Annotated in this window: 21 protein-coding genes and 1 tRNA gene; 15 read left to right on the top strand and 7 right to left on the bottom strand. The window is 38.7% G+C overall.

The window, feature by feature from the left end; translation table 11 throughout:
* Nucleotides 1-10: 10 nt before the first annotated feature.
* Entirely contained in the window at nt 11-379 is a 369-nt protein-coding gene (locus BMF77_RS22360) for a 2Fe-2S iron-sulfur cluster-binding protein (protein WP_148765955.1), read from the bottom strand.
* Nucleotides 380-923: 544 nt separating this feature from the next.
* Between BMF77_RS22360 and BMF77_RS22355 the strand changes: the two genes are divergently transcribed.
* From BMF77_RS22355 to BMF77_RS22325, 6 genes are all read left to right on the top strand, one after another.
* Nucleotides 924-1010, top strand: a tRNA-Ser gene (locus BMF77_RS22355).
* Nucleotides 1011-1311: 301 nt separating this feature from the next.
* Nucleotides 1312-2007 (top strand): NYN domain-containing protein, encoded by a 696-nt coding sequence (locus tag BMF77_RS22350; RefSeq protein WP_148765953.1) that lies wholly within the window; start codon nt 1312-1314, stop codon nt 2005-2007.
* Between the two features lie 549 nt (nt 2008-2556).
* Entirely contained in the window at nt 2557-2880 is a 324-nt protein-coding gene (locus BMF77_RS22345) for a hypothetical protein (RefSeq protein WP_148767178.1), read from the top strand.
* Nucleotides 2881-3359: 479 nt separating this feature from the next.
* Nucleotides 3360-5447, top strand: coding sequence for an S-layer homology domain-containing protein (locus tag BMF77_RS22335; protein ID WP_148765951.1), 2088 nt, complete (start codon nt 3360-3362; stop codon nt 5445-5447).
* A gap of 95 nt (nt 5448-5542) precedes the next feature.
* The gene (locus BMF77_RS22330) at nt 5543-6256 is read left to right on the top strand and encodes a hypothetical protein (RefSeq protein WP_246862999.1); all 714 of its coding nucleotides are present in this window, start codon (nt 5543-5545) and stop codon (nt 6254-6256) included.
* Entirely contained in the window at nt 6231-6611 is a 381-nt protein-coding gene (locus tag BMF77_RS22325; RefSeq protein WP_246862998.1) for a hypothetical protein, read from the top strand. The genes BMF77_RS22330 and BMF77_RS22325 overlap by 26 nt, the downstream gene beginning before the upstream one ends.
* 11 nt (nt 6612-6622) lie before the next feature.
* On the opposite strand, the gene BMF77_RS22320 is transcribed toward BMF77_RS22325, so the two are convergent.
* On the bottom strand, nt 6623-8200 hold the full coding sequence (locus BMF77_RS22320; RefSeq protein WP_148765950.1) for a DUF1565 domain-containing protein: 1578 nt from the start codon (nt 8198-8200) through the stop codon (nt 6623-6625).
* Nucleotides 8201-8438: 238 nt separating this feature from the next.
* On the opposite strand from BMF77_RS22320, the gene BMF77_RS22315 reads away from it, so the two are divergent.
* The 3 genes from BMF77_RS22315 to BMF77_RS27435 all read left to right on the top strand — a co-directional run bounded on the left by BMF77_RS22315 (nt 8439) and on the right by BMF77_RS27435 (nt 10518).
* On the top strand, nt 8439-9476 hold the full coding sequence (locus BMF77_RS22315) for a thiamine phosphate synthase (protein WP_148765948.1): 1038 nt from the start codon (nt 8439-8441) through the stop codon (nt 9474-9476).
* A gap of 97 nt (nt 9477-9573) precedes the next feature.
* On the top strand, nt 9574-10356 hold the full coding sequence (locus BMF77_RS22310; protein WP_148765946.1) for a DUF4058 family protein: 783 nt from the start codon (nt 9574-9576) through the stop codon (nt 10354-10356).
* Nucleotides 10357-10377: 21 nt separating this feature from the next.
* Nucleotides 10378-10518: a hypothetical protein gene (locus tag BMF77_RS27435; RefSeq protein ID WP_210422375.1), complete on the top strand. Its 141-nt coding sequence runs from the start codon at nt 10378-10380 to the stop codon at nt 10516-10518.
* 94 nt (nt 10519-10612) lie between these two features.
* Here the strand turns inward: BMF77_RS27435 and BMF77_RS28785 are convergent, their stop codons facing one another.
* A complete protein-coding gene (locus BMF77_RS28785) occupies nt 10613-10747 on the bottom strand; it encodes a hypothetical protein (RefSeq protein WP_256370324.1) in 135 nt (44 codons plus the stop codon).
* Nucleotides 10748-11124: 377 nt separating this feature from the next.
* Here BMF77_RS28785 and BMF77_RS22305 point away from each other — a divergent pair, with 377 nt between their 5' ends.
* The 4 genes from BMF77_RS22305 (at nt 11125) to thiS (ending at nt 16266) form a co-directional block, all read left to right on the top strand.
* On the top strand, nt 11125-15075 hold the full coding sequence (locus BMF77_RS22305; protein WP_148765944.1) for a HEAT repeat domain-containing protein: 3951 nt from the start codon (nt 11125-11127) through the stop codon (nt 15073-15075).
* 148 nt (nt 15076-15223) lie between these two features.
* Entirely contained in the window at nt 15224-15490 is a 267-nt protein-coding gene (locus tag BMF77_RS22300) for a hypothetical protein (protein ID WP_148765942.1), read from the top strand.
* Nucleotides 15487-15945, top strand: a complete 459-nt coding sequence (locus BMF77_RS22295; RefSeq protein WP_148765940.1) for a type II toxin-antitoxin system VapC family toxin — start codon at nt 15487-15489, stop codon at nt 15943-15945. The genes BMF77_RS22300 and BMF77_RS22295 overlap by 4 nt, the downstream gene beginning before the upstream one ends.
* A 108-nt stretch (nt 15946-16053) precedes the next feature.
* On the top strand, nt 16054-16266 hold the full coding sequence (thiS, locus tag BMF77_RS22290; protein ID WP_148765938.1) for a sulfur carrier protein ThiS: 213 nt from the start codon (nt 16054-16056) through the stop codon (nt 16264-16266).
* Between the two features lie 58 nt (nt 16267-16324).
* Here thiS and BMF77_RS22285 read toward each other — a convergent pair whose 3' ends face one another.
* From BMF77_RS22285 to BMF77_RS22275, 3 genes are all read right to left on the bottom strand, one after another.
* On the bottom strand, nt 16325-17071 hold the full coding sequence (locus tag BMF77_RS22285; RefSeq protein ID WP_148765936.1) for a creatininase family protein: 747 nt from the start codon (nt 17069-17071) through the stop codon (nt 16325-16327).
* A gap of 163 nt (nt 17072-17234) precedes the next feature.
* Nucleotides 17235-17453: a DUF2839 domain-containing protein gene (locus BMF77_RS22280; protein WP_148765934.1), complete on the bottom strand. Its 219-nt coding sequence runs from the start codon at nt 17451-17453 to the stop codon at nt 17235-17237.
* Between the two features lie 67 nt (nt 17454-17520).
* On the bottom strand, nt 17521-19065 hold the full coding sequence (locus BMF77_RS22275; protein WP_148765932.1) for a helicase C-terminal domain-containing protein: 1545 nt from the start codon (nt 19063-19065) through the stop codon (nt 17521-17523).
* On the opposite strand from BMF77_RS22275, the gene BMF77_RS26985 reads away from it, so the two are divergent.
* Together BMF77_RS26985 and BMF77_RS22270 are read left to right on the top strand one after the other, a co-directional pair.
* Nucleotides 18981-19244 (top strand): hypothetical protein, encoded by a 264-nt coding sequence (locus BMF77_RS26985; RefSeq protein ID WP_168204370.1) that lies wholly within the window; start codon nt 18981-18983, stop codon nt 19242-19244. The two genes, BMF77_RS22275 and BMF77_RS26985, sit on opposite strands and share 85 nt — an antisense overlap.
* Before the next feature lie 64 nt (nt 19245-19308).
* On the top strand, nt 19309-20262 hold the full coding sequence (locus BMF77_RS22270) for a M48 family metallopeptidase (protein WP_148765930.1): 954 nt from the start codon (nt 19309-19311) through the stop codon (nt 20260-20262).
* 122 nt (nt 20263-20384) lie between these two features.
* On the opposite strand, the gene BMF77_RS22265 is transcribed toward BMF77_RS22270, so the two are convergent.
* A complete protein-coding gene (locus BMF77_RS22265) occupies nt 20385-20594 on the bottom strand; it encodes a hypothetical protein (RefSeq protein ID WP_246862997.1) in 210 nt (69 codons plus the stop codon).
* Between the last annotated feature and the right edge of the window lie 31 nt (nt 20595-20625).

Genomic DNA, 20625 nt, shown 5'->3' with positions numbered 1-20625 from the left:
ACAAAAAATCTTAGTCCTCATCTAAGGGTAAACCCGCTTTAACTTTGCCCTTACCAAAAAACCGCCCAAACTGAAGTTCATAAACCTCATCTTCATCTTGTGTTTCCACTTCCAAATCAGAACGAGCGTAACTTACACATAATAAAGCGTAACCTTGGCGACGTAAATCAGGAGAAAGCCCAATGGCTTCTGGTTGATGAATTTCTCCTGATAAAACTCTCACAGCGCAGGTTGTACAAGCCCCATTTCGACAAGAAAAGGGCAATTCTGTCCCATTGTGTTCAGCGGTGTGTAAGATATAGCGGTCTTCAGGAACTTCGAGAGTATGTGATGTCCCAGTTTGGCGATTGTAAACTTTAATTCTGTGGGTTTGAACCATCTTGATTTTTAGATTTGCGGATTTGGAGTTTCACACTTAATTATAAGGAAGAACGCCGAAAACCCTTGAAAATGTGGCTGACGCAGGAAGCCACATTTGGGCTTTAGACAAGGGATGAAGGCTAGAGGCTTTCCTTTATCCTGCATTGACGTTAATTTGAAAATTTGAAATAATTTCAAATTTTAATCCATATTCGTGATAGAACTAAATTGTCACTAAAGACATAAAAAGCTACCGAGGGACTCTCGGAAAGTTACGCTTGTCAGATATGATTTCGCCCGCCAGGGCAAACGAAATCAGGGCAAGAACCCAAATATTTAAGGCAATGCCTGAAACTGGGATAACTGAGGGATATAGACTGAAACTCTCTATAGAATCTCCGCGTCTTTAGACCGGAGAGTGTCAAAAGAAGATTGCTTGAAAACTCTGCACTTTCAGGTCAGGGAGTGATGATAGCGCAGCCTGGCCTTAGCCATAAAAATATCTTTTCCAAAATGGTTGCTTTTTTTTCAATCCTATTGTACTATAGCAAAGCGAGACACCTGGAGAGATGGCCGAGTGGTTGAAGGCGCAGACCTGGAAAGTCTGTTATGCAGAAATGTATACGAGGGTTCGAATCCCTCTCTCTCCATTTCCCAACAGTAATTAAGTTTGATTTAAAAATATTTGCTTGTAAGCTCACACAGCAGACTTTACCCATAAAACTAAAAGATAATTTTTGGATATAAATAGTGAATTTCGCCCAAAAGTGGGCATTTTGTGTAAAGTATATGCAGGTAAACGGCAAAATATCATATTCACTTAGAAGAAATCGGCTAAAATCTACCTGATAGGTATTAACTCAACCAAGACTGTGGCAACAAATTAGTTAAAATTCAGCTATTGTCAGTTTACCTACAACAACATCCCCACTTTAATATTCAGAGGTATCAATGCAGTTTGACAATTTTAGCAAAAAAACAAACGAATATAAAGAACTTAAAGAAAAACCTCATTGGCAAAGCCCAGCAACCAAAGGCAATATTAAGCCTAAAGAACCTAATCCAGCTAATAATATCAGCTTTAATGAGGATGACAGTCGTGGACGAGTAGCAATTTTTATTGACGGGTTAAATTTATTTTATGCCGCATTACAATTGGGAATTGAAATTGATTATGTAAAATTGCTTTGTCGGTTAACAAAAAATTCTCGGTTATTACGTGCTTTCTTTTACACAGGAATGGATAGTGGCAACGAAAAGCAACAGGGATTTCTTTTATGGATGCGTCGTAACGGCTATCGTGTAGTTACTAAAGATATGAGTGTAGTTGTCGATAATTACAAAAAACCAAATTTGAACGTAGAAATTGCCGTTGACATGATTACTTTAGCACCCTATTATGATACAGCCGTCTTAGTTAGTGGCGACGGAGATTTATCCTATGCTGTTCATGCAGTTAGTAATGTGGGCGCTAGAGTAGAAGTAATTGGCTTGCAAACAACAACTAGCGATAGTGAAGCGCGTTCTAGAAATCACCTAATTGATGTGGCTGATGAATTTATAGATTTTGATAGTATTAAACAACACATTCAAAAAGATTCTACTATCGGGTATAGTTATCGGACTTCTTCTAATTACCAAGTTTAAATTCCCAATATATAAATTTTTCTCCTTTTTTTTGCAATTTTATCGCAACCACCTTACTGGTGAGGGTATTAAGTAGGTTAGCATTGAAAATTGTCGTTATGGCACTAGGCTTGAGGCAATACTTCGACTTCGCTCAGTAACCAGAGGCAAGAGTGAAGAGGGTTTGGGCGATTTTACTTTTCGTTACATATTACTCTTCGAGAAGCCGCTTCGCGTCTACGGGTTTTTTCCGTTTACCTACTTAGTTGATCATAAAATAAAACTCCATCTAAAATAGGGTTTTATTCCCGACTGCTAAGATATTATCCCAACCTCAAATTAAAATAATTTGAGAGGATTTAATCCTGAATTTTATTTGACACTTTTCTCGTATCTGTGCTATACAAGTGTAGAAACAGCTAATCAACATTAATAGACATAACAGACTTTAAAACTGAACTTTAAAGTATGGCATGATCACTTCTTAGTTTGTTTTTAGCATTCACTTAAAACATATCTTCAATAGATATATTTTTGAGAACTTATATTATTAAAGGCGTAGGTAGTTCAGTGAATCAAATCCAATTAACTTTAGTTATTAGCTATGTTCTCATGACTGGCTATTTTTTTACTAATTGGTTAACATTTTCTCTTCGTCACCCTACATCTTCCCCACAGGAGAAATTTTTATCCTTTATCATGTTTGTGATCATCACTATTTTATGGCCTCTAGTGATTGTTAACTCTTGCTTAGAAGTGATCAAAAAAGGCAAGTTAGAATTTACTACAGTTGTTCCTGTACTTTTAGTAATATGTGCTTTTGGTATTTCCTATTATTTAAGTTCATTACCTGAACATTGGCTATGTTATTACGATCTATTTTGCCATGTTTAAATACTTGTGAAAACCAGTTTTAAATTGTCGATTATCAATTTTTTCTTGTCTTTTACCTAAGAGGTTGTTTGAAAAGTATTATATGAAACCCATAATCTCCAAAAACCTAACCCCCCTACCCCCCTTCCCTACAAGGGAATGGGGGTTTTAAAGCCTCTCCCCTGGTAGGGGAGAGGTTTGGAGAGGGGTCTGTTTACACATGAAAAACTTTTAAAACATCCTCTAAATACGCAATTTAACCTAAAGTTATCCTGGTATTAACTTAATCTTTATTGATGGAAGATGTCGTAATTTGTGGTTTATTGTTTGGTCAGGTTCATATAGTGGTGGAGACAGGTAATTTCTTTAGAGTGGCAAACACCTCAAGCTGTGATACTTTTGTGTGAATTTTTATTTATTACCGACTTGAAATATTGAGTGTGTCAAAAGTATGGTTAATTATGGATGTCACCATTAAAACCTTATTCGTTTAACAATCAATGGTTAATTCTAGTCTTGTTGCCACACTCTATGTTAATCCTGCTACAGGAAATGATGCTAATACGGGTTCTCGTCCTAGTCCCCTAAAAAGTATTACCCGCGCCCTGAAACAGGCAAAAGCATCAACAATTATTCAGTTAGCTAGTGGAACTTATAGCACAGCCAATGGTGAGGTATTTCCCTTGACCATTCCACCGGGAGTGTTGGTAGTAGGAAATGAGGCAAATAAAGGCCAGGAAATGATCATTTCTGGCAGTGGTGAATATCAAAGTCCTAGTTTCGGGGTACAGAATATCACTTTTCTTTTACTAAGTGATGCGAGTCTTTTAGGTGTGACGGTGATTAATCCTGCCGCAAAAGGTACTGGCGTGTGGATTGAATCATCAATACCTACCGTGGCCAACAGTACATTTAAGAACTGCACCAGAGAAGGAATTTTCATAACTGGGAATGCGAAACCAGGGATTGTAGATAATTTGTTTATTAACAATAAAGTGTGTGGATTAGTCATAGCTAAGAACAGCAAAGGGGAAGTGCTGCGGAATGTATTTGAAAATAATGCTTTGGGCATAGCCATTAGTGATTTTGCCGCGCCTTTAGTAGCAAATAATCAACTTTCTGCCAATGGCACAGCGATCGCCCTTTCCCGTGATGCTAAACCAGTATTACGGCGGAATCTCATCACTAGTAACACCCAAGGTGGTCTTTTAATCGTCGGTAATGCCGTTCCCGACTTAGGCAGTCCCCAAGACCCAGCAGACAACATTTTTCGAGAACAGGGTAAATTTGATTTACAAAATGTTACAGATCAAAAAATTATCTCCGTTGGTAATCAATTAAGTCTTCCCCAGGTGATTGGGGCGATAGATTTCATCGCTGCTACCGCTGACACCCCCAGTCAAATCGGAGTCAGCAGTAGATTTGCTGATTTAGAAGGACATTGGGCGGCAGCCTTCGTGGAAGCCCTAGTCAGTAAAGATATTATTAGTGGTTTTCCTGATGGCACTTTTCAACCAGCCACACCCATTACCCGCGCTCAATATGCAGCTTTGATGACGAAGACATTTCAACTACCGGAAAGTAATCAACTAGATAAATTCAAAGATGTCAAATCAGACTTTTGGGCGGCTAAAGCCATAGCCAGTGCTGCGGATAGAGGCTTTTTAAAAGGCTTTCCCGATGGCACATTTCGACCAGAAAATAACTTAACCAAAATTCAAGCCCTAGTCTCCATTGTCAACGGTTTAAACTTGAGTGGTGGTAATCCTAACGTCTTGATGGTATACAGCGATCGCGCTCAAATTCCCAGTTACGCTACCAATGCCACTACCGTAGCTACGCAAAAACTATTAGTTGTCAATTATCCTCAACCAGATCAATTAGAACCATTGCGGGAAATTACTCGCGCTGAAGTCGCAGTCCTAATTTATCAGGCATTAGTCGCCACAGGACAAGAAAATCCCCTTCCCTCCGCCTATATTGTCAAACCAGAGACAGAGATTCCCTCTTTTTCCGATATTGTTGGCCATTGGGCCGAACCATTTATTCGGGCATTAGTTAGTATGAACTTAACCCAGGGTTTTGCTGATGGCACATACCAACCAGATCAAGCCATGAGCCGCGCTCAATATACAGCTTTAATTGCTGCGGCTTTTAATCCCCCAGCCAAACGTCCGTCCCCAGAATTTACAGACATAGCCAAGGATTTTTGGGCAGCTAACGCCATTGAAATTGCAGCCAGAGGCGGTTTTGTGGGCGGATTTAGCGATCGCACCTTCCGTCCTACCCAAAACGTCCAACGGCTACAAGTCATAGTCTCCTTGGTCAACGGACTGGGACTTTTGGCAACTGCTCAAAAAACCTTAACCTACATTGACCAAGATAAAATTCCCGAATATGCCCGCACAGCCGTTACCATCGCTACCCAGCAAAAAATTATTGTTAATTATCCAGATCCCAATTTACTAGCACCCACGAGGGAAGCCACCCGTGCCGAAGTTGCAGCCATGGTGTATCAGGCATTAGTCACCAGTCAACGCACAAAAGTTATTAATTCACCTTATGTTGTTTTGCATATCAGCAATTGACAAGTAGAATGGAAAACACTGCCTATCACTTTTGCTGCTGGTGAAAAAACTACTCATGTAGCTAAAAGTACGTTAGGCTAGATGCGATGGGTGAAATGTTTATACCTATTGCCTATAACTCACAGCCCATGTTAACAACAGCCCCGGTCACTCAAACTTTCGCACCTCCTGCCGAACTAGCAGCTAAGTTATTAACTCACTACAGCTTTGATCTCAACGGACACAATGCTAGTGAGCTAGTTAACCAATGGCAATCTGAATATCCCCTGCATTGGTTACATTTAGCAGTTATTGAAGCTTTGTATCAAGGTCGTTATAAAGCCGTATCTGTACAGCAAATCTTGAACTTTTGGCGACGAAAGGGTGAGACAACCTACCATTTCAATATGGAATTTGAGCGCATGATTTGTAGCAAATTCCCTGAACGTCTCACTTCTGGGTCTCTACAAGTTTTACCACCCACTAAACAGGAAATCAGGATGGAAGAATATAAAAATCTTCGTCTATTACCTGCTCCAGTGAGTTATACGTATCAAATAAATAATAATTTACAGCCAACAGCAGAGAAACGGGACTTTGAGCCGGAAAATCCAGTCCCAGCATTTCCTTCTGATCAATTAACAGCAAATATCAGACAACAGCAAATTATTGAAGAAATTTCCCCCCCACCTGCCCAACAGTTAATGCTCACAGCAACAGCCAATCATCCTCCTATTGGTCAGTTTATGCCCCAAAAGAGCGATCGCACCGAATCCTTCACCTCCAAACTCAAAGCCCTCACCAGTGAAAGATTGGAGTTGGCATTTTAGTCAGTTGTCAGTAGGGGCGAAGCATTGGGAAGATAAATTATCGGTCATTGCCAAAAATAGTTCTCCAAATGCTTCGCCCGTACAGTGGTCAGTAGGGGCGAAGCATTGGGAAGATAAATTATCGGTCATTGTCAAAAATAGTTCTCCAAATGCTTCGCCCGTACAGTGGTCAGTAGGGGCGAAGCATTGGGAAGATAAATTATCGGTCATTGCCAAAAATAGTGATCCAAATGCTTCGCCCGTACAGTGGTCAGTAGGGGCGAAGCATTGGGAAGATAAATTATCGGTCATTGCCAAAAATAGTGCTCCAAATGCTTCGCCCGTACAGTTGTCGGTTGTTACCAATGACAAATGACCAATGACCAATTATTTCACAGCCTGAACAACTGATTTGAAACCTTTGCTATTGAAGAGGTTAACCATTTCCGAGGCACTTTCTTGACTATTGAAAACTCCCACCTGCATCACCCTGCGGCCTTGCCAAACCTTGGGAAAAGCACCAGTAACCAGAGAACTGACTAAATTCTGTTGCTGCTGATTTGCAACCAACACTAGCACCCGGTAACTGACATTTTGCCCAGTAGCTGTATAAATTTGAGGGTCTGATATTGGGGCTGAATTTTGCATATTTTCCCCTGTGGCTGCTTGAGGAGCTACAAATTCAATAGCACCAGAATCAAGTTGAGTATAATTAAATTGGGATGGATTAGATAGATTATTTGGTACTCGTGGCAATTGATTGGGATTAGAAACGGGTTTAATTTTTAAAGGTGTTACCGTTCTTTGATTAGGAGCATTGGGAACTGTGGGGGCAGAAAATGTGATTGGCCTGCGGGCTGAAGTTTCTGTTGATAAAGAATTAGCACCAGGATTTCTGGCTGTAGATGCGGTTGTACCTTGAAGATCCACTTTACCGCTGATCCGACTACTAACCAAATTATTTCCCGCCGCAGAAATCACCAACTTCGCAGTTTGGGCGTTGATATCATGACGACCATTATTCCGAAAGATATTCTTTCCTGGGTCATAACTACTACCTAAATCTGGTCTAGCTTGGGCAATTACTACCAGACCATCTTCTCTGTTACCTTGAATCAGATTATTCCTTAACATTGGTGTAGCATTTGCTTGGACAATAATCCCCGATCTATTATTCTGAATTTGGTTAGCTACCACCACCGGAGACGCATTTTGGGCAATATTAATCCCAAAACCAGTTTCTTGAAAGATATTTTCCCTGATTTCGGGGCGAGCATTCCCAGAAATAGTTATGCCATTAGCACCATTACGAACAAAAACATTTTTACTAATACTGGGTGTCCCATCACCAGCGACAGCAATTCCATCTTGGGTATTATTAGTAAAGGTATTTTCCCGAACTATAATATTACTGGATTCAATCCATAATCCATAACCACGAGGATTGGTATTAGTGACGGTGACACCACTTAAACTAGCTTGGTTAGCACCAACAATAGCCACATTTTGACCACCAAACCGGCGACTGAGAAATTCACCACCACCAGTAATTGTCACAGTTTGGCCTTTATTGTTAATATTGCCTTGAATGGCTATACCGGGTTTCAACATTAAAGGAAATACTTCTCCACTTTGGACGCTATATGTACCGGGAGAGAGGATAATTACACTATTAGAAGGTGATGCTTCTAGGGCTTGGCTAATTGTCCGCCAGGGTGCGCTGATACTACCATTACCTGTTTTGTCATTTCCTGTACTGGGGTTGACAAATGATTGGTTAATCTGAGAGATTGTTTTTTCACCTTGAAGTATTTGTTCGCCGACCGTCGGAACTTGAGCAAATACACTACTTGCACTTGTTATGAAGAGTATTGTACTCGTCACTCCTAAACCAACTGTTAAACTCAAAATTGAGCAACTCAGGGAGTTTTGTCGGGTGTTCACAGATTTTTGGGGGACTATCATTTTTTATAAAACTCCTCTAAAATTTATAGCAACAACATTGAAAGTCTATTTGGATCTGAGACTGGATATCAACTGTTATACAATTAATTTTTATACTATTTCATGATAGTATGTCTACGATGTTACTTGTATCTTGACAAATTGACCACGATTAGTTAGCAAGTATTTAATAATTAAAATATTAAAATATGAATCAGGCTGGCTATTACTATAAAAGCATTAAAAATGAGGTTTTGTAATGGTTTCAGCCCATAGTCACACACAACAAACTGTTTATCGTATTTTAGATGCTAATTTAGATCGCGCTCGTGAAGGGTTGCGAATTATTGAAGAATGGTGTCGGTTTGGTTTAAATAATGCCCAGTTTTCAGGTATATGTAAACACTTGCGTCAGGAGTTGGGTACTTGGCATACGGCAGAAATTCGCGCAGCACGAGATACACAGGGTGATCCAGGAACAGATTTGAGTCATCCCCAAGAGGAACAACGGGCTGATATTACATCGCTATTACAGGCTAATTTTTGCCGGGTTCAGGAAGCGTTGCGCGTATTAGAAGAATATGGCAAGCTTTATCATGGGAATATGGGAGCAGCTTGTAAACAAATGCGTTATCAGGTTTATACCCTAGAAAGTAATTTGATGGGTTATCAGCGTCATCAGTTATTATGGCGATCGCATTTATATCTGGTAACATCTCCCGCAGATAATTTATTCGCAATTGCCGAAGCGGCTCTTCAAGGTGGATTAACTCTGTTACAGTATCGGGAAAAGACCGCTGATGATTTAGTCCGCTTAGAACGGGCGACAAGACTGCGTGAATTATGTCACCATTATGGGGCTTTATTCATTATTAATGATCGGGTAGATTTAGCTTTGGCTGTAGATGCTGATGGTGTCCATTTGGGACAACAGGATATACCCATTGCTGTAGCGCGTCAATTACTGGGACATCAGCGCATTATCGGACGCTCTACCACAAATCCCCAAGAAATGCAAGGGGCAATTGCCGAAGGTGCGGATTATATTGGTGTGGGGCCTGTGTATGAAACACCGACTAAAGTAGGTAAAGCCGCAGCGGGTTTAGAGTATGTGAAATATGTTTCCCAAAATTGTCAAATTCCCTGGTTTGCAATTGGGGGAATAGATATGAGTAATCTCAATGATGTGACAAAGGCAGGGGCGCAACGGGTAGCTGTAGTGCGATCGCTCATCGAATCAGATCAACCTACCCTAGCAACTCAGTATTTTCTTTCGCAACTGCACAGAATTAAATAGAAAAGAAGAAAAATCGGATTAAACTATGAAATCAATTTCAGGAAAAAATTTTGCTATGCTGTAGGTTAAAAGATATTTAACCGATAATTTATTTATTATGCCTTCACCATTTCCAGGAATGAACCCCTACTTAGAAAATCCTGAACTCTGGCCAGAAGTACATCATTGGATTCTGACATTACTAGCTGAGTCATTGATACCACAGTTGCGACCAAAATACAGAGTAGCAGTAGAAAAAAGAGTTTATCATGATACTGATCGCAACTCTGTTTTAATTGGTATTCCTGATGTGGCGATCGCCCGTTCTTTAAAACCTAAAACTCAGAAATCATCTAATATTGCTGTAGCTTCTCCACCTGTTAAACCCGTAACAGTAAATATCCCCATACCAGAAGAAATTAGAGAAACTTATTTAGAAGTGAGAGAAGTTGCTACAGGTGAAGTGATCACAGTAATTGAATTACTCTCACCTAAAAATAAACGTCAAGGAGAAGGAAGAAAAGCATATCAAACTAAACGATTACAAATATTAGGAAGTTCTACACATTTAGTCGAAATAGATTTATTACGTGCTGGTGAATCTATGCCCATATTAGATAATAATATTAAATCAGATTATCAAATTTTAGTTAGTCGTAGTCAATTACGACCTAGAGCAGAATTATATCCTTTTAATTTATCAGAAGCAATTCCCGCTTTTTTCTTACCTCTACAAAAAGAAGATATAGAACCCTTAGTAGATTTACAAAATGTGATTCAAGATTTATTTGATCGTGCAGGTTTAGATTTAGCAATAGATTATAATTCCGAACCAGTTCCCCCAATTCAAGAAACTGATTTGATTTGGGTAAATGAGTTATTAAAAGAGCAAGATTTATAGTCTAAATTCATACCAAATCTGGTGACTAGAAATCGCAGCTACATAAACAAAATCCACACTTTAAGAAGGGATTGGGTAGCTGTAGTGCGATCGCTCATCGAATCAGATCAACCTACCCTAGCAACTCAGTATTTTCTTTCGCAACTGCACAGAATTAAATAAATCAGGAATGTTGACAGTAATGATGGTGGGTTAGTGTACCCACCCTGCTGTGTTTGTCAATATTGTGATTTAGTCAATGGCTTTTATTCCCTTGTTATTCCTGGTTATTCTGGTTGTTATCGGCGGATTTTTCTTTGATCTTTTTCTTCACCCAAAATAGAATCGCATCAGAAGATTTTTCAATTGCCCAAGTGATTAAAGCTGTTAAAAGAAGAGTAGAGATATCCATTAGAACTTCCCGCTATTGTTTTTTTGCTTGACTATTTATATAAAATCAAATAAAAAATAGAGAAAAAAGATCCAGCAAATAGAATTTACTAGAATTTAATAGAAATCTTGATTATCATGTTTGATGATGTTATTTTGGAAATATCATAAGACCTACTCAAAAAACTCTCAAACTTTTATTCCTCTGCGGTTAGAAACCGCCTCAGAATAAATTCTGAGTCTAATAACAAAAGTCGTCTAAAGACGACTAAATAAAAATTTATAGTCCGTTTTAACGGACTTGGGCTATTAGACTGGGAATTAATTCCCAGGCGGGTTATGAGGCTAATTGAGAATATTGAAATTGCCTATATATAATTAATCAACAAGGTACAATTTATGACATACCCAGAAGAAACAACATTACAACAAAAATTTCTGCAAGATAAATCCAGAGAATTTCAATTTACTGGAGATACACATCAAATATTTATAGTTAGGTTTGATCCGAATAACTCTGCTATTGATGATGATGAGCAACTTGCTAATAAAATTACTTTTAAAAATCAAATTGATGTTCCAGATCAAAAGATTAAAGATGAACTAAAAAATAATATTTACCCTATTCTTAAAAAAAACGGATGCCTTATAGAATCAAAACCAGGTAGACCACAAAAAGGAAACGAACCTTGGAAACAGGCTTATAAATGGCTTTGGGAACAGAAATATCCTGAATGGCTTGCACAACAACAAATCCAAAATAATCAACCTGAACCCCAACCCGAAACCCCCCAAATCAACTGGCGAGAAGTATGCCAGAAAATGCTACAAAAACAGCAACATCAGCAACGATTAAGACGACAAATCACCGAATTAAAACACGAAATAGAAATCTTTGTCCAATTAGGCTTAATTCAACCCAAACCCGCACGACGTAAAGAAAAAACACCCTTTCCCGATGCGGATGAGGGAATGCAGCAATATAAATTAGAACCAGAAGAAATTACCAAACAATACGAATATCAACAATTTATTGATGAAGTCATAGGCCAGCAAACCAAAAATTTAGCCATTATTGGAGAACCAGGGGCAGGAAAAACCACTTGGTTAAGCAAAATTGCCGAAGAATTAACCGATAATCCTAAATATCCTAGCCCTATTTGTATTAGTCTCAGTCGCTTAGACAATAGAACCTTAGAAGACTATTTACTGCATACTTGGCTAGTAGAGGCTTTAGAATTTATTCCCTCCCAAATTACACCGGCTTTAGTGGCAGATTTTCAGCAACAGTTTAAGGATAAGCGAGTGTGGTTGCTGTTGGATGGGGTGGATGAGATGAAAACCACCGCAAACTCACCTTTATCCCAACTCAATAGCCTATTAGAAGGATGGGTAACTTGGACTAGGGTAATTCTCACCTGTCGTCTCAATGTTTGGCAACCTAACCCCATAGCTAATTTTGAATACTATCGCACTCTGGCTTTTAGTGATGTCCAGGTGGGAAATTTTATTCAGCAGTGGTATGAAAAAGCGGAAAAACCGGAGTTAGGGAAACAGTTACAGCAAAAGTTAACTGCACCCCAACACAGCCGCATTTTTGATTTAGTCAAAAACCCTTTGCGGTTGGCAATGTTGTGTCAGAGTTGGTATTTTTTGCAAGGGGAATTACCGGAAACCAAAGCGAATTTGTATCAGCGTTTTGTGAATGCAACTTATGAATGGAAACAAGGGGAATTTGGCACTACAGCAGAGCAAAGACAACAGTTAAATCAGGCTTTGGGAAATTTGGCTTTGAGGATGATTGATAAACAAATCAGTCTCAAGGAGTCTGTGATTAATGATGTCATGAGTCCAGAGGAGTTTGAGTTAGCAGAAAGGTTAGGTTGGTTAAATTGGGTTTATTGTGAGCAAAAAACTGATGAAAGGGTTTATGCTTTCTTTCACCTGAGTTTTGCAGAATATTTTGCAGCTTGTGTAATTGATGATTGGGATTATTTTTTACCTAAAAATCATGTTGATAAACCTGTTGATGGTAAGAAATATCGCATTTTTGAGAATGAATGGAATGAGATATTTTTATTGTGGATGGGAAGAGGGGATATTGATGATAAGAAGGAAGAGTTTATTCAAGTATTAGTAAATTTTGAATCTGGTTCTGCTTTTAACGGTGGTTTTTATTTTTTTCAGGCTTGTTTTAAAGCTGGTACAGCTATTGCTGAGTTTAAAAATTGTTCTCTTGCTGATGAAATCGTAGATACAGTTATAAAATTGAAATTTGGTTATTTTAATAATGAAAAGCAGGAATGGGTAACTTTTCCTGATCCCATTCCAAAAGATGCAGGAAAAATTTTATCATTAACTGATATTCAGAAAGTAATTCCGGCTTTAATCTCCATTCTTCATCACACTCAGTCTGTATATACCTGTTTCAGTATTGCTGAAATTTTAGGAAAGATAGCCGTAGGTAATGAACAGGCGATTGCTGCTTTAATATCCCTTCTTAATACCACTCAGAATGAACTTACCCGTGGGAGTATTGCTGAGATTTTAGGAAAGATAGCCGTAGGGAATGAACAGGCAATTGCTACTTTAATATCCCTTCTTAATACCACTCAGAATGAACTTACCCGTAGGAGTGTTGCTGATAGTTTAGGAAAGATAGATGTAGGGAACGAACAGGCGATTGCTGCTTTAATCTTCCTTCTTCAGGATGAACTTATCCGTAAAGAAGTTGCTGATAGTTTAGGAAAGATAGCAGTAGGGAATGAACAAGCGATCGCTTCTTTAATCTCCCTTCTTAATACCACTCAAGATGAAGATATCCGTAGCAGTATTGCTAATATTTTAGAAAAGATAGCAGTAAGGAATGAACAGGCAATTGCTACTTTAATATCTCTTCTTAATACCACTCAGAATGAAGATACCCGTAGGAGTGTTGCCTATAGCTTAGGAGATATAGCCGTAGGTAATAAAGGAGCGATCACCGCTTTAATATCCCTTCTTAATACCACTCAGAATGAAGATACCCGTAGGAGTGTTGCTGATAGTTTAGGAAAGATAGCCGTAGGGAATGAACAGGCAATTGCTACTTTAATATCTCTTCTTAATACCACTCAGAATGAAGATACCCGTAGGAGTGTTGCTGATAGTTTAGGAAAGATAGCAGTAGGGAATGAACAGGCAATTGCTACTTTAATATCTCTTCTTAATACTACTCAGGATGAAGATATTCGTTTGATAGTTGCTGCTAGTTTAGGAAAGATAGATGTAGGGAATGAACAGGCTATCTCTGCTTTAATCTCCCTTCTTCATACTACTCAGGATGAAGATATTCGTTTGATAGTTGCTGCTAGTTTAGGAAAGATAGATGTAGGGAATGAACAGGCTATCTCTGCTTTAATCTCCCTTCTTCATACCACTCAGGATTTATGTAAGGATTTATATAACCGTTTAATAGTTACTAATATTTTAGGAGAGATAGCAATAGGGAATGAAGGGGCTATTAATGCTTTAATATCTCTACTAGATTCCACTCATGATGAAAATATCGGCGGGAGTGTTGCTAATATTTTAGGAAAGATAGCAGCAGGGAATGAAGGGGCAATCACTGCTTTAATCTCCCTCCTCCAACACACTCAGAATAAATATGACCGTGAAAAAATTGCTGAGAGGTTAGAAAAAATTCTCAAAACTGAAAATAACTATTTAATGACAGTCTCAGCCTTAAACAAATATCTCATCAATGAAGTTTATGAAAACAATCCTGACCTCTGCAAAAACTATTATAAAATCCTTTCACAATGTGCCACAAAACTCACCTATCCCCAATTCTACCAAGCATGGCACGCCACCCCAACCTATCATCCCGAAATGGCAGATTACCAACCCTCCACCGACACCACCACCCTTAACCAACTCGAACAACAATACACCGATATTTATACCCAATTAAAGCAACTGCAACCCACCTCCACCACGTATCCCATCCCCCTCAACGCCGCCAACCTGGAAGGTAAAACCGCAGAAAAAGCCATAGCCAAAGGGATATTAATCAAAATTTATGGCGAAATCTATCCCAAACAAAAAGCCAAAACCATAGAAGATATATTCGACTTAGAAAACCAACTCCAACCCGTGAGAAAACATCTAAATACAGATAAAATCGCCCTCATTTTCTGTCACATTAATCCTCACCCAGAATTAATTAAATTCTGTCAGCAATTACAGAATGACTGGTTAAAAATCGCCTTGATTACCGATACACCAATAGCATCTCCCTTGAGTGGTTTTCCGCCTCAACAGGATAATTTATTAGGAGTAGTTCAAACTTGGTTAGAGGAATTGGGGTAATATTATTTTCCAGAACTAAAACAGGAATCTTCAGAACAACTATAACCAACTGTTTATTGTCCAAAAAATAGAAATTAGTCTCATGTCTATGCTCCTCTTTACTATATCGTGTTACCATTATTAATAAATAACCTTGGAAGTTTGACAGATGAATAATCTTAATGTCATCACTTTACCCGATCAACTATATCAACAACTACAAAAATTAGCTGAATCTGAAAATGATTCCATAGAATCTCAAGTTGTGACGCTATTACAGAAAGCCTTACAGGAAAAACAACAGCAAACAGAAACACAACATCGTCAAAATGTCCTAAAAGTCCTAGAGGAAAGTCGCAATCGTCGGCGCTTAAATCCTGCCGATTTTGGATTACCAGATAGTACAGCAATGATTAGAGAAGATCGGGACAGATGACTACTACTTTTAGATGTGTATTAGATACCAGCGTGTGTATCAAATATTTTATTGCAGATCCACTCACCCCTAAAGTTATTGAACTTTTTGCTCATCTTGCTTATTCACAAACAAAAATATTTGTACCAGACCTATTTTATATAGAATGTACAAATGTTTTTCTGAAATATGTACGTGCAAATATGTATACTGCTGCTGAGGTACAAGCCGATTTAACTACGCTCAAAAATTTACAATTACAGGTTGTTTCCACAGCCAATTTGATGGATGATGCAGTTAATATTGCCTTAAATTACAATATTTCTGCTTACGATGCTTGTTATGTTGCACTTTCTCAACAAAATAATGCTACTTTGTTGACTTTGGATAAAAAGTTAGTCAAGGCTTTAGCAACCTCATCTTATAATATTCACTTATTTAGCGACTTCCAAATTCCACTTTTACCATCAATATAGCAATTAATCTAGCTACACAAGCCGTAAATCATGCCACAATAGATTAAAAGATATTTAACCGATAATTTATATTATTATAGCTTCACCATTTCCAGGAATTTTTTCTCCATGTCTAATCAAATTAATCTCCAAGTCAATGGAGAAACCCGCAATTGTTTATCCCCAACTGCTTTACCCGAATTACTCCAACAGTTGGGTTTTAATCTGCGCTTAATCGCAGTAGAATATAACGGTGAAATCTTACATCGTCAATTTTGGACTGAAACTCAAATCAAAAATGGCGATCGCTTAGAAGTAGTCACTATAGTTGGTGGTGGATAACATAAGAATCTAATAGCTCTACTCTCCGTTTCTGCATCTGGAGCGTGAGAAAAAACCTCTATTCCTCCTTCATAAACTCCAAATACCCTTTACTCAATTCCTCTACAGACAAATCATAAAACTGCTTACCATGTTCTGGCGTTGCTAAATCTGGATTTGAACCCATACGGCCATCTGGATAACGTAATCGAAAATCAACGGAACTATAAATTTTATGTCCACTAGCAACTTCTGGATCAAGATATGCTTTTTTAATTGCGTCTGGATAAACGTATTGGGTAACAGCTACTTCGCTAGGGGTAGCATGAGAACCTTCTTGATTACCATATAATTCTTTGGCAAGTTTGTACACAGAACCACCCATAAACCAATTAGCAACTTGACATTGCACTTTTGCGGAATTGGGAATTTGCAAATCTTCTAAATGAGCGTAAGTTTCCGAAAAAGCAGCTTTGAGAGTCGCAATATTTCCTCCATGTCCATTAATAAAATAGAACTTGGTAAACCCAGCTTTGACTAAACAAGTTAAATAATCTTTAACTACTAAAATTAAAGTGCTAGGACGTAAACTAATTGTTCCGGGAAAAGCAGTATGATGTAATGCCATACCCACATTAATAGTTGGTGCTACCATGGCTTGAGTTGCTTCCCCAACACCTTTTGATATGGATTCTGCACAAATTGCATCAGTCCCAATTAATCCCGTCGGTCCATGTTGTTCCGTTGAACCAATGGGTAAAATAATTCCTTGAGATTGTTGTAAATAAGTTTCAACTTCCGGCCAAGTGCTTAAATGTAAGAGCATTGTTTTTTAGGAGTCAGGAGTCAGGAGTCAGGAGTCAGGAGAAAGAAAGAAGGAAGAAGGAAAGAAAGAAAGGAGGAAGAAGGAAGAAGAAGAAGAAGAAAGAAAATCAACCAATCACCAATCACCAATCACCAATCACCAATTACCAATCACCAATTACCAATTACCCAACAATTTCCCACCAACCAAAAGCAGGACCAATAAAGCGGATGATTACCCAGGCAACTACCATAGATCCAATTCCTATCCAAGCACCACGAGTGGTGATAGCCACAAATTGTGAAGCTTGGGTTTTATTGATGGGAACCCAAGGTAAGATTCTAGTAGTGTCTTGTCCGTATTCTTCACCTAGGGAGTTTTTACGGCGTTTTGCTTCACCCATAATTTAATAATTTAGTTTCTTTTTGAGTTCAATTTAAATTTTAATAGAAATTCGTCATGGAAATTAATTAAGCAGAATCATCTTCATTATTCGCAGAAAACAAACTAGGATCGAGATAGTTTAATCTGGCTAGGGGACTAAGCGCAGAGAGGATTTGCACGCCATAGCTGCGGTTAACGACACGACTATCTAGTAAAGCTACTATACCTTGATTTTCGCGGACAGGTGCGATCGCTCTTTGTAATTCATTCATAGCTGTGGGTAATAAATATAGTCGAAACCAGTCTTGGTGCGATCGCTTATAATGAGCTACTCTACCAGCTACCAAAGGATTTTCCAAAGATGGTAAAGGTAAAGTTGCAATAATTAACAATCTGGGTGATGGTAAAACACTTTGATTTTCGCGCCAAAATTCCCAACCAGTAATCAAAATCCCATTTTCATCTAAACAAGTTTTTTCTACCTGCACCCGTGAACCGAATTCAGAAGCCAAAATTGTCCCCACTCTGGCTTTTAGCGGTACATCCCCAATTAATATTACCGTCATTCCTGGTGCAGTTGCACTCAAACATACCAAAGTGCGAACTTGATGAATTAATGCTGGTTGAAATTCCGGTGTATTTGGTAAAGGCAACTTATAAGGAATATAAAGTTGAATTGCTTCCCCTTGACTATCAGCAGCAAATTTCAAGCAAGTAACATCCTCTAAACCCAAACGTTGATGGAAAAGAGGTGCTTCCGTTTGCGGTTCTAAAGCACTACCAATTAATACTACAGGTTGACGTTGCCAAATTGGGGCGAGGATTTTACCCAATTCAATTGGAGCATAATATAAAGAAAATAAACCTTGACGACGGGAAATTGTTGACCAAAATAAGGTAGGGGAAGAAGAATTTTCTAAACTTGGGAATTGTTGCCAAAAATTTCGCCAAACATTTGGAAGATTGTTTTTATCTAAAGCTAAATATAACTCTTGTAAAATCTCAATTTCTGGCTGAGAAATCAGATAACAGGAATAGGGATTTTCTGGATGCTGAAATAATTTATATGTTAGTTCTACCCTAACTTCCCGAATTAAATCTGCTTGATAGGGATAAGCCAGCATTAATTGATCCCAATCATGGGGTTCAATGCTTTGAGTCAGTTGAGAACGTACCCAATCTTCTAAATCGTCAACACCATCAATAATTGTGGGAATATTCGCAGGAAATGGATTGTTATCAGCCAATTGTCCTTTTAACCAAGCTTCAGGAGAAGTCAACAGCAAACCCTGAAAATCAGGACTTGGCCAAGTGTCACCGGTTCTAATGGGTTTATTCGCTGGTAGCCATTGCTGGAGTCGGGGAATTTCTACCTTTAACAACCGTTGCTGGACAGTTTCGGAAGCGACAATAATTATAGAACCATGCCACATTAAAGCAGAAGCGATAAAACTGGTGCGATATCGCCCTTGATGTCCACAAACCGCCCCTACTTGGATTAAGGCACTACGTCCCAACCGTAAAGCACGTGCCACTAACCTAGCCATTGTCAAATGATGCGGCCAGGAAGGAAACCCGTCCTGCGATCGCAGGAAGTTATGTAATGATAAATGAACCTCAGCTTCAATCACGTGCTTTTAATTCCATAAAAATTGTTCGTTGTCAGTTGTCAGTTGTTCGTTGTTCGTTGTCAGTAGGGGCGAAGCATTTGGAAGATAAATTATCGGTCATTGCAAAAATAGTTCTCCAAATGCTTCGCCCGTACAGTTGTTCGTTGTCCGTTGTCCGTTGTTTTACCAATGACCAATGACCAATCACCAATCACCAATCACCAATCACCATTCACCAATCACCATTCACCAATCTCCTAAATTATGCCAACTTACCCAGGAATTTCCAGCGAAGCCTTCAGACATCCATTAGATCGTCAAGCAGAACAAGCTTTACGCAATTTACCCGGCTTTGATTTAATCGCCCGTAAATTTGTAGAATTTGTCTATGAACGCCCCCAATTTGTCTATTTAATGGGTAACTCCATTCAAGTCGGACCGCGGCAATATTCCACGATTTACCAGATATTCCGGGAATGTGTCCGAGATTTGGACATCAGCGGTGAACCGGGATTGTTTATTGCTCAAGATGCCCAAGTTAATAGTTATGCTTTAGGACAAGAACATCCTTATATAGTCGTCAACACTGGGTTACTGGAGTTACTCAATGAAGCCGAACTACGGACGGTCTTAGCGCATGAACTGGGACATATTAAATGTGGTCATACCATTTTAATTCAAATGGCGATGTGGGCGATGAATGCCGCTTCCGTCATTGGTGAACTAACATTCGGTTTAGGTAATTTTGTCAGTCAAGCCTTGATTTATGCCTTTTTTGAGTGGCGACGCAAAGCTGAGTTATCAGCAGATAGAGCGGCTTTATTAGTGATGGATGATTTAAACCCAGTCATGTCATCCATGATGAAACTGTCTGGAGGTAGTAATAAATATGCCCATGAGTGTAGTTTACAAGAGTTTATTCAGCAGTCGGAAAAATATCAGGCACTAGATGATGATGGGCTGAATCAAGTATATAAGTTTCTATTATACAATGGCGCACAAGGAATGATGCTGAGTCATCCTTTTCCTGTGGAACGGTTGCATTATTTACGCAGTTGGGCAGTATCAGAAGAATACCAGCAAATCAGAAAAGGTAATTATCAGCGTTCTTCGGCTGGTTCGGTGGATGTGACACTGGAAACACCTGATCATGAAGCGGAAAAACTCAGAAAAGAAATTGAAAAATTACAAGCAGAAATTAACAAAATGAGAAAGTAAATCACAAGATCCCCGACTTCTTCAAGAAGTCGGGGATCTGAAAATCTGAATTTAATCAACTTTCAGTTTCGCAATCAGGAACACCTTCTCTAAATACTCGACTAGCGAGAATATCTACTGCTTCAATGGTAATTAAATCCTAAGCTTTTACGAATACGGTCAACCAATAACAAAGCCGCCATTTCCCTAATTTTGTTTTTGACGGAATTTAACCCGACTAACTCCTGGTCTAACTTATCTAAAATTTCTTGTATATGAGATTCTTGGAAAGCTGCTTCTAAATCAATTCCGTCATTGTGATCTATTTGTTTTTCTAATATCTGTTCGGTCATGACTATCACCTTTGCTTATGAATTTGATGAT

The organism is Dolichospermum sp. UHCC 0315A (genome assembly GCF_008121535.1).
GTDB lineage: Bacteria > Cyanobacteriota > Cyanobacteriia > Cyanobacteriales > Nostocaceae > Dolichospermum > Dolichospermum lemmermannii.
The sequence above is the reverse complement of the archived record's forward strand: the minus strand, read 5'-3'. Positions and strand labels throughout refer to the sequence as shown.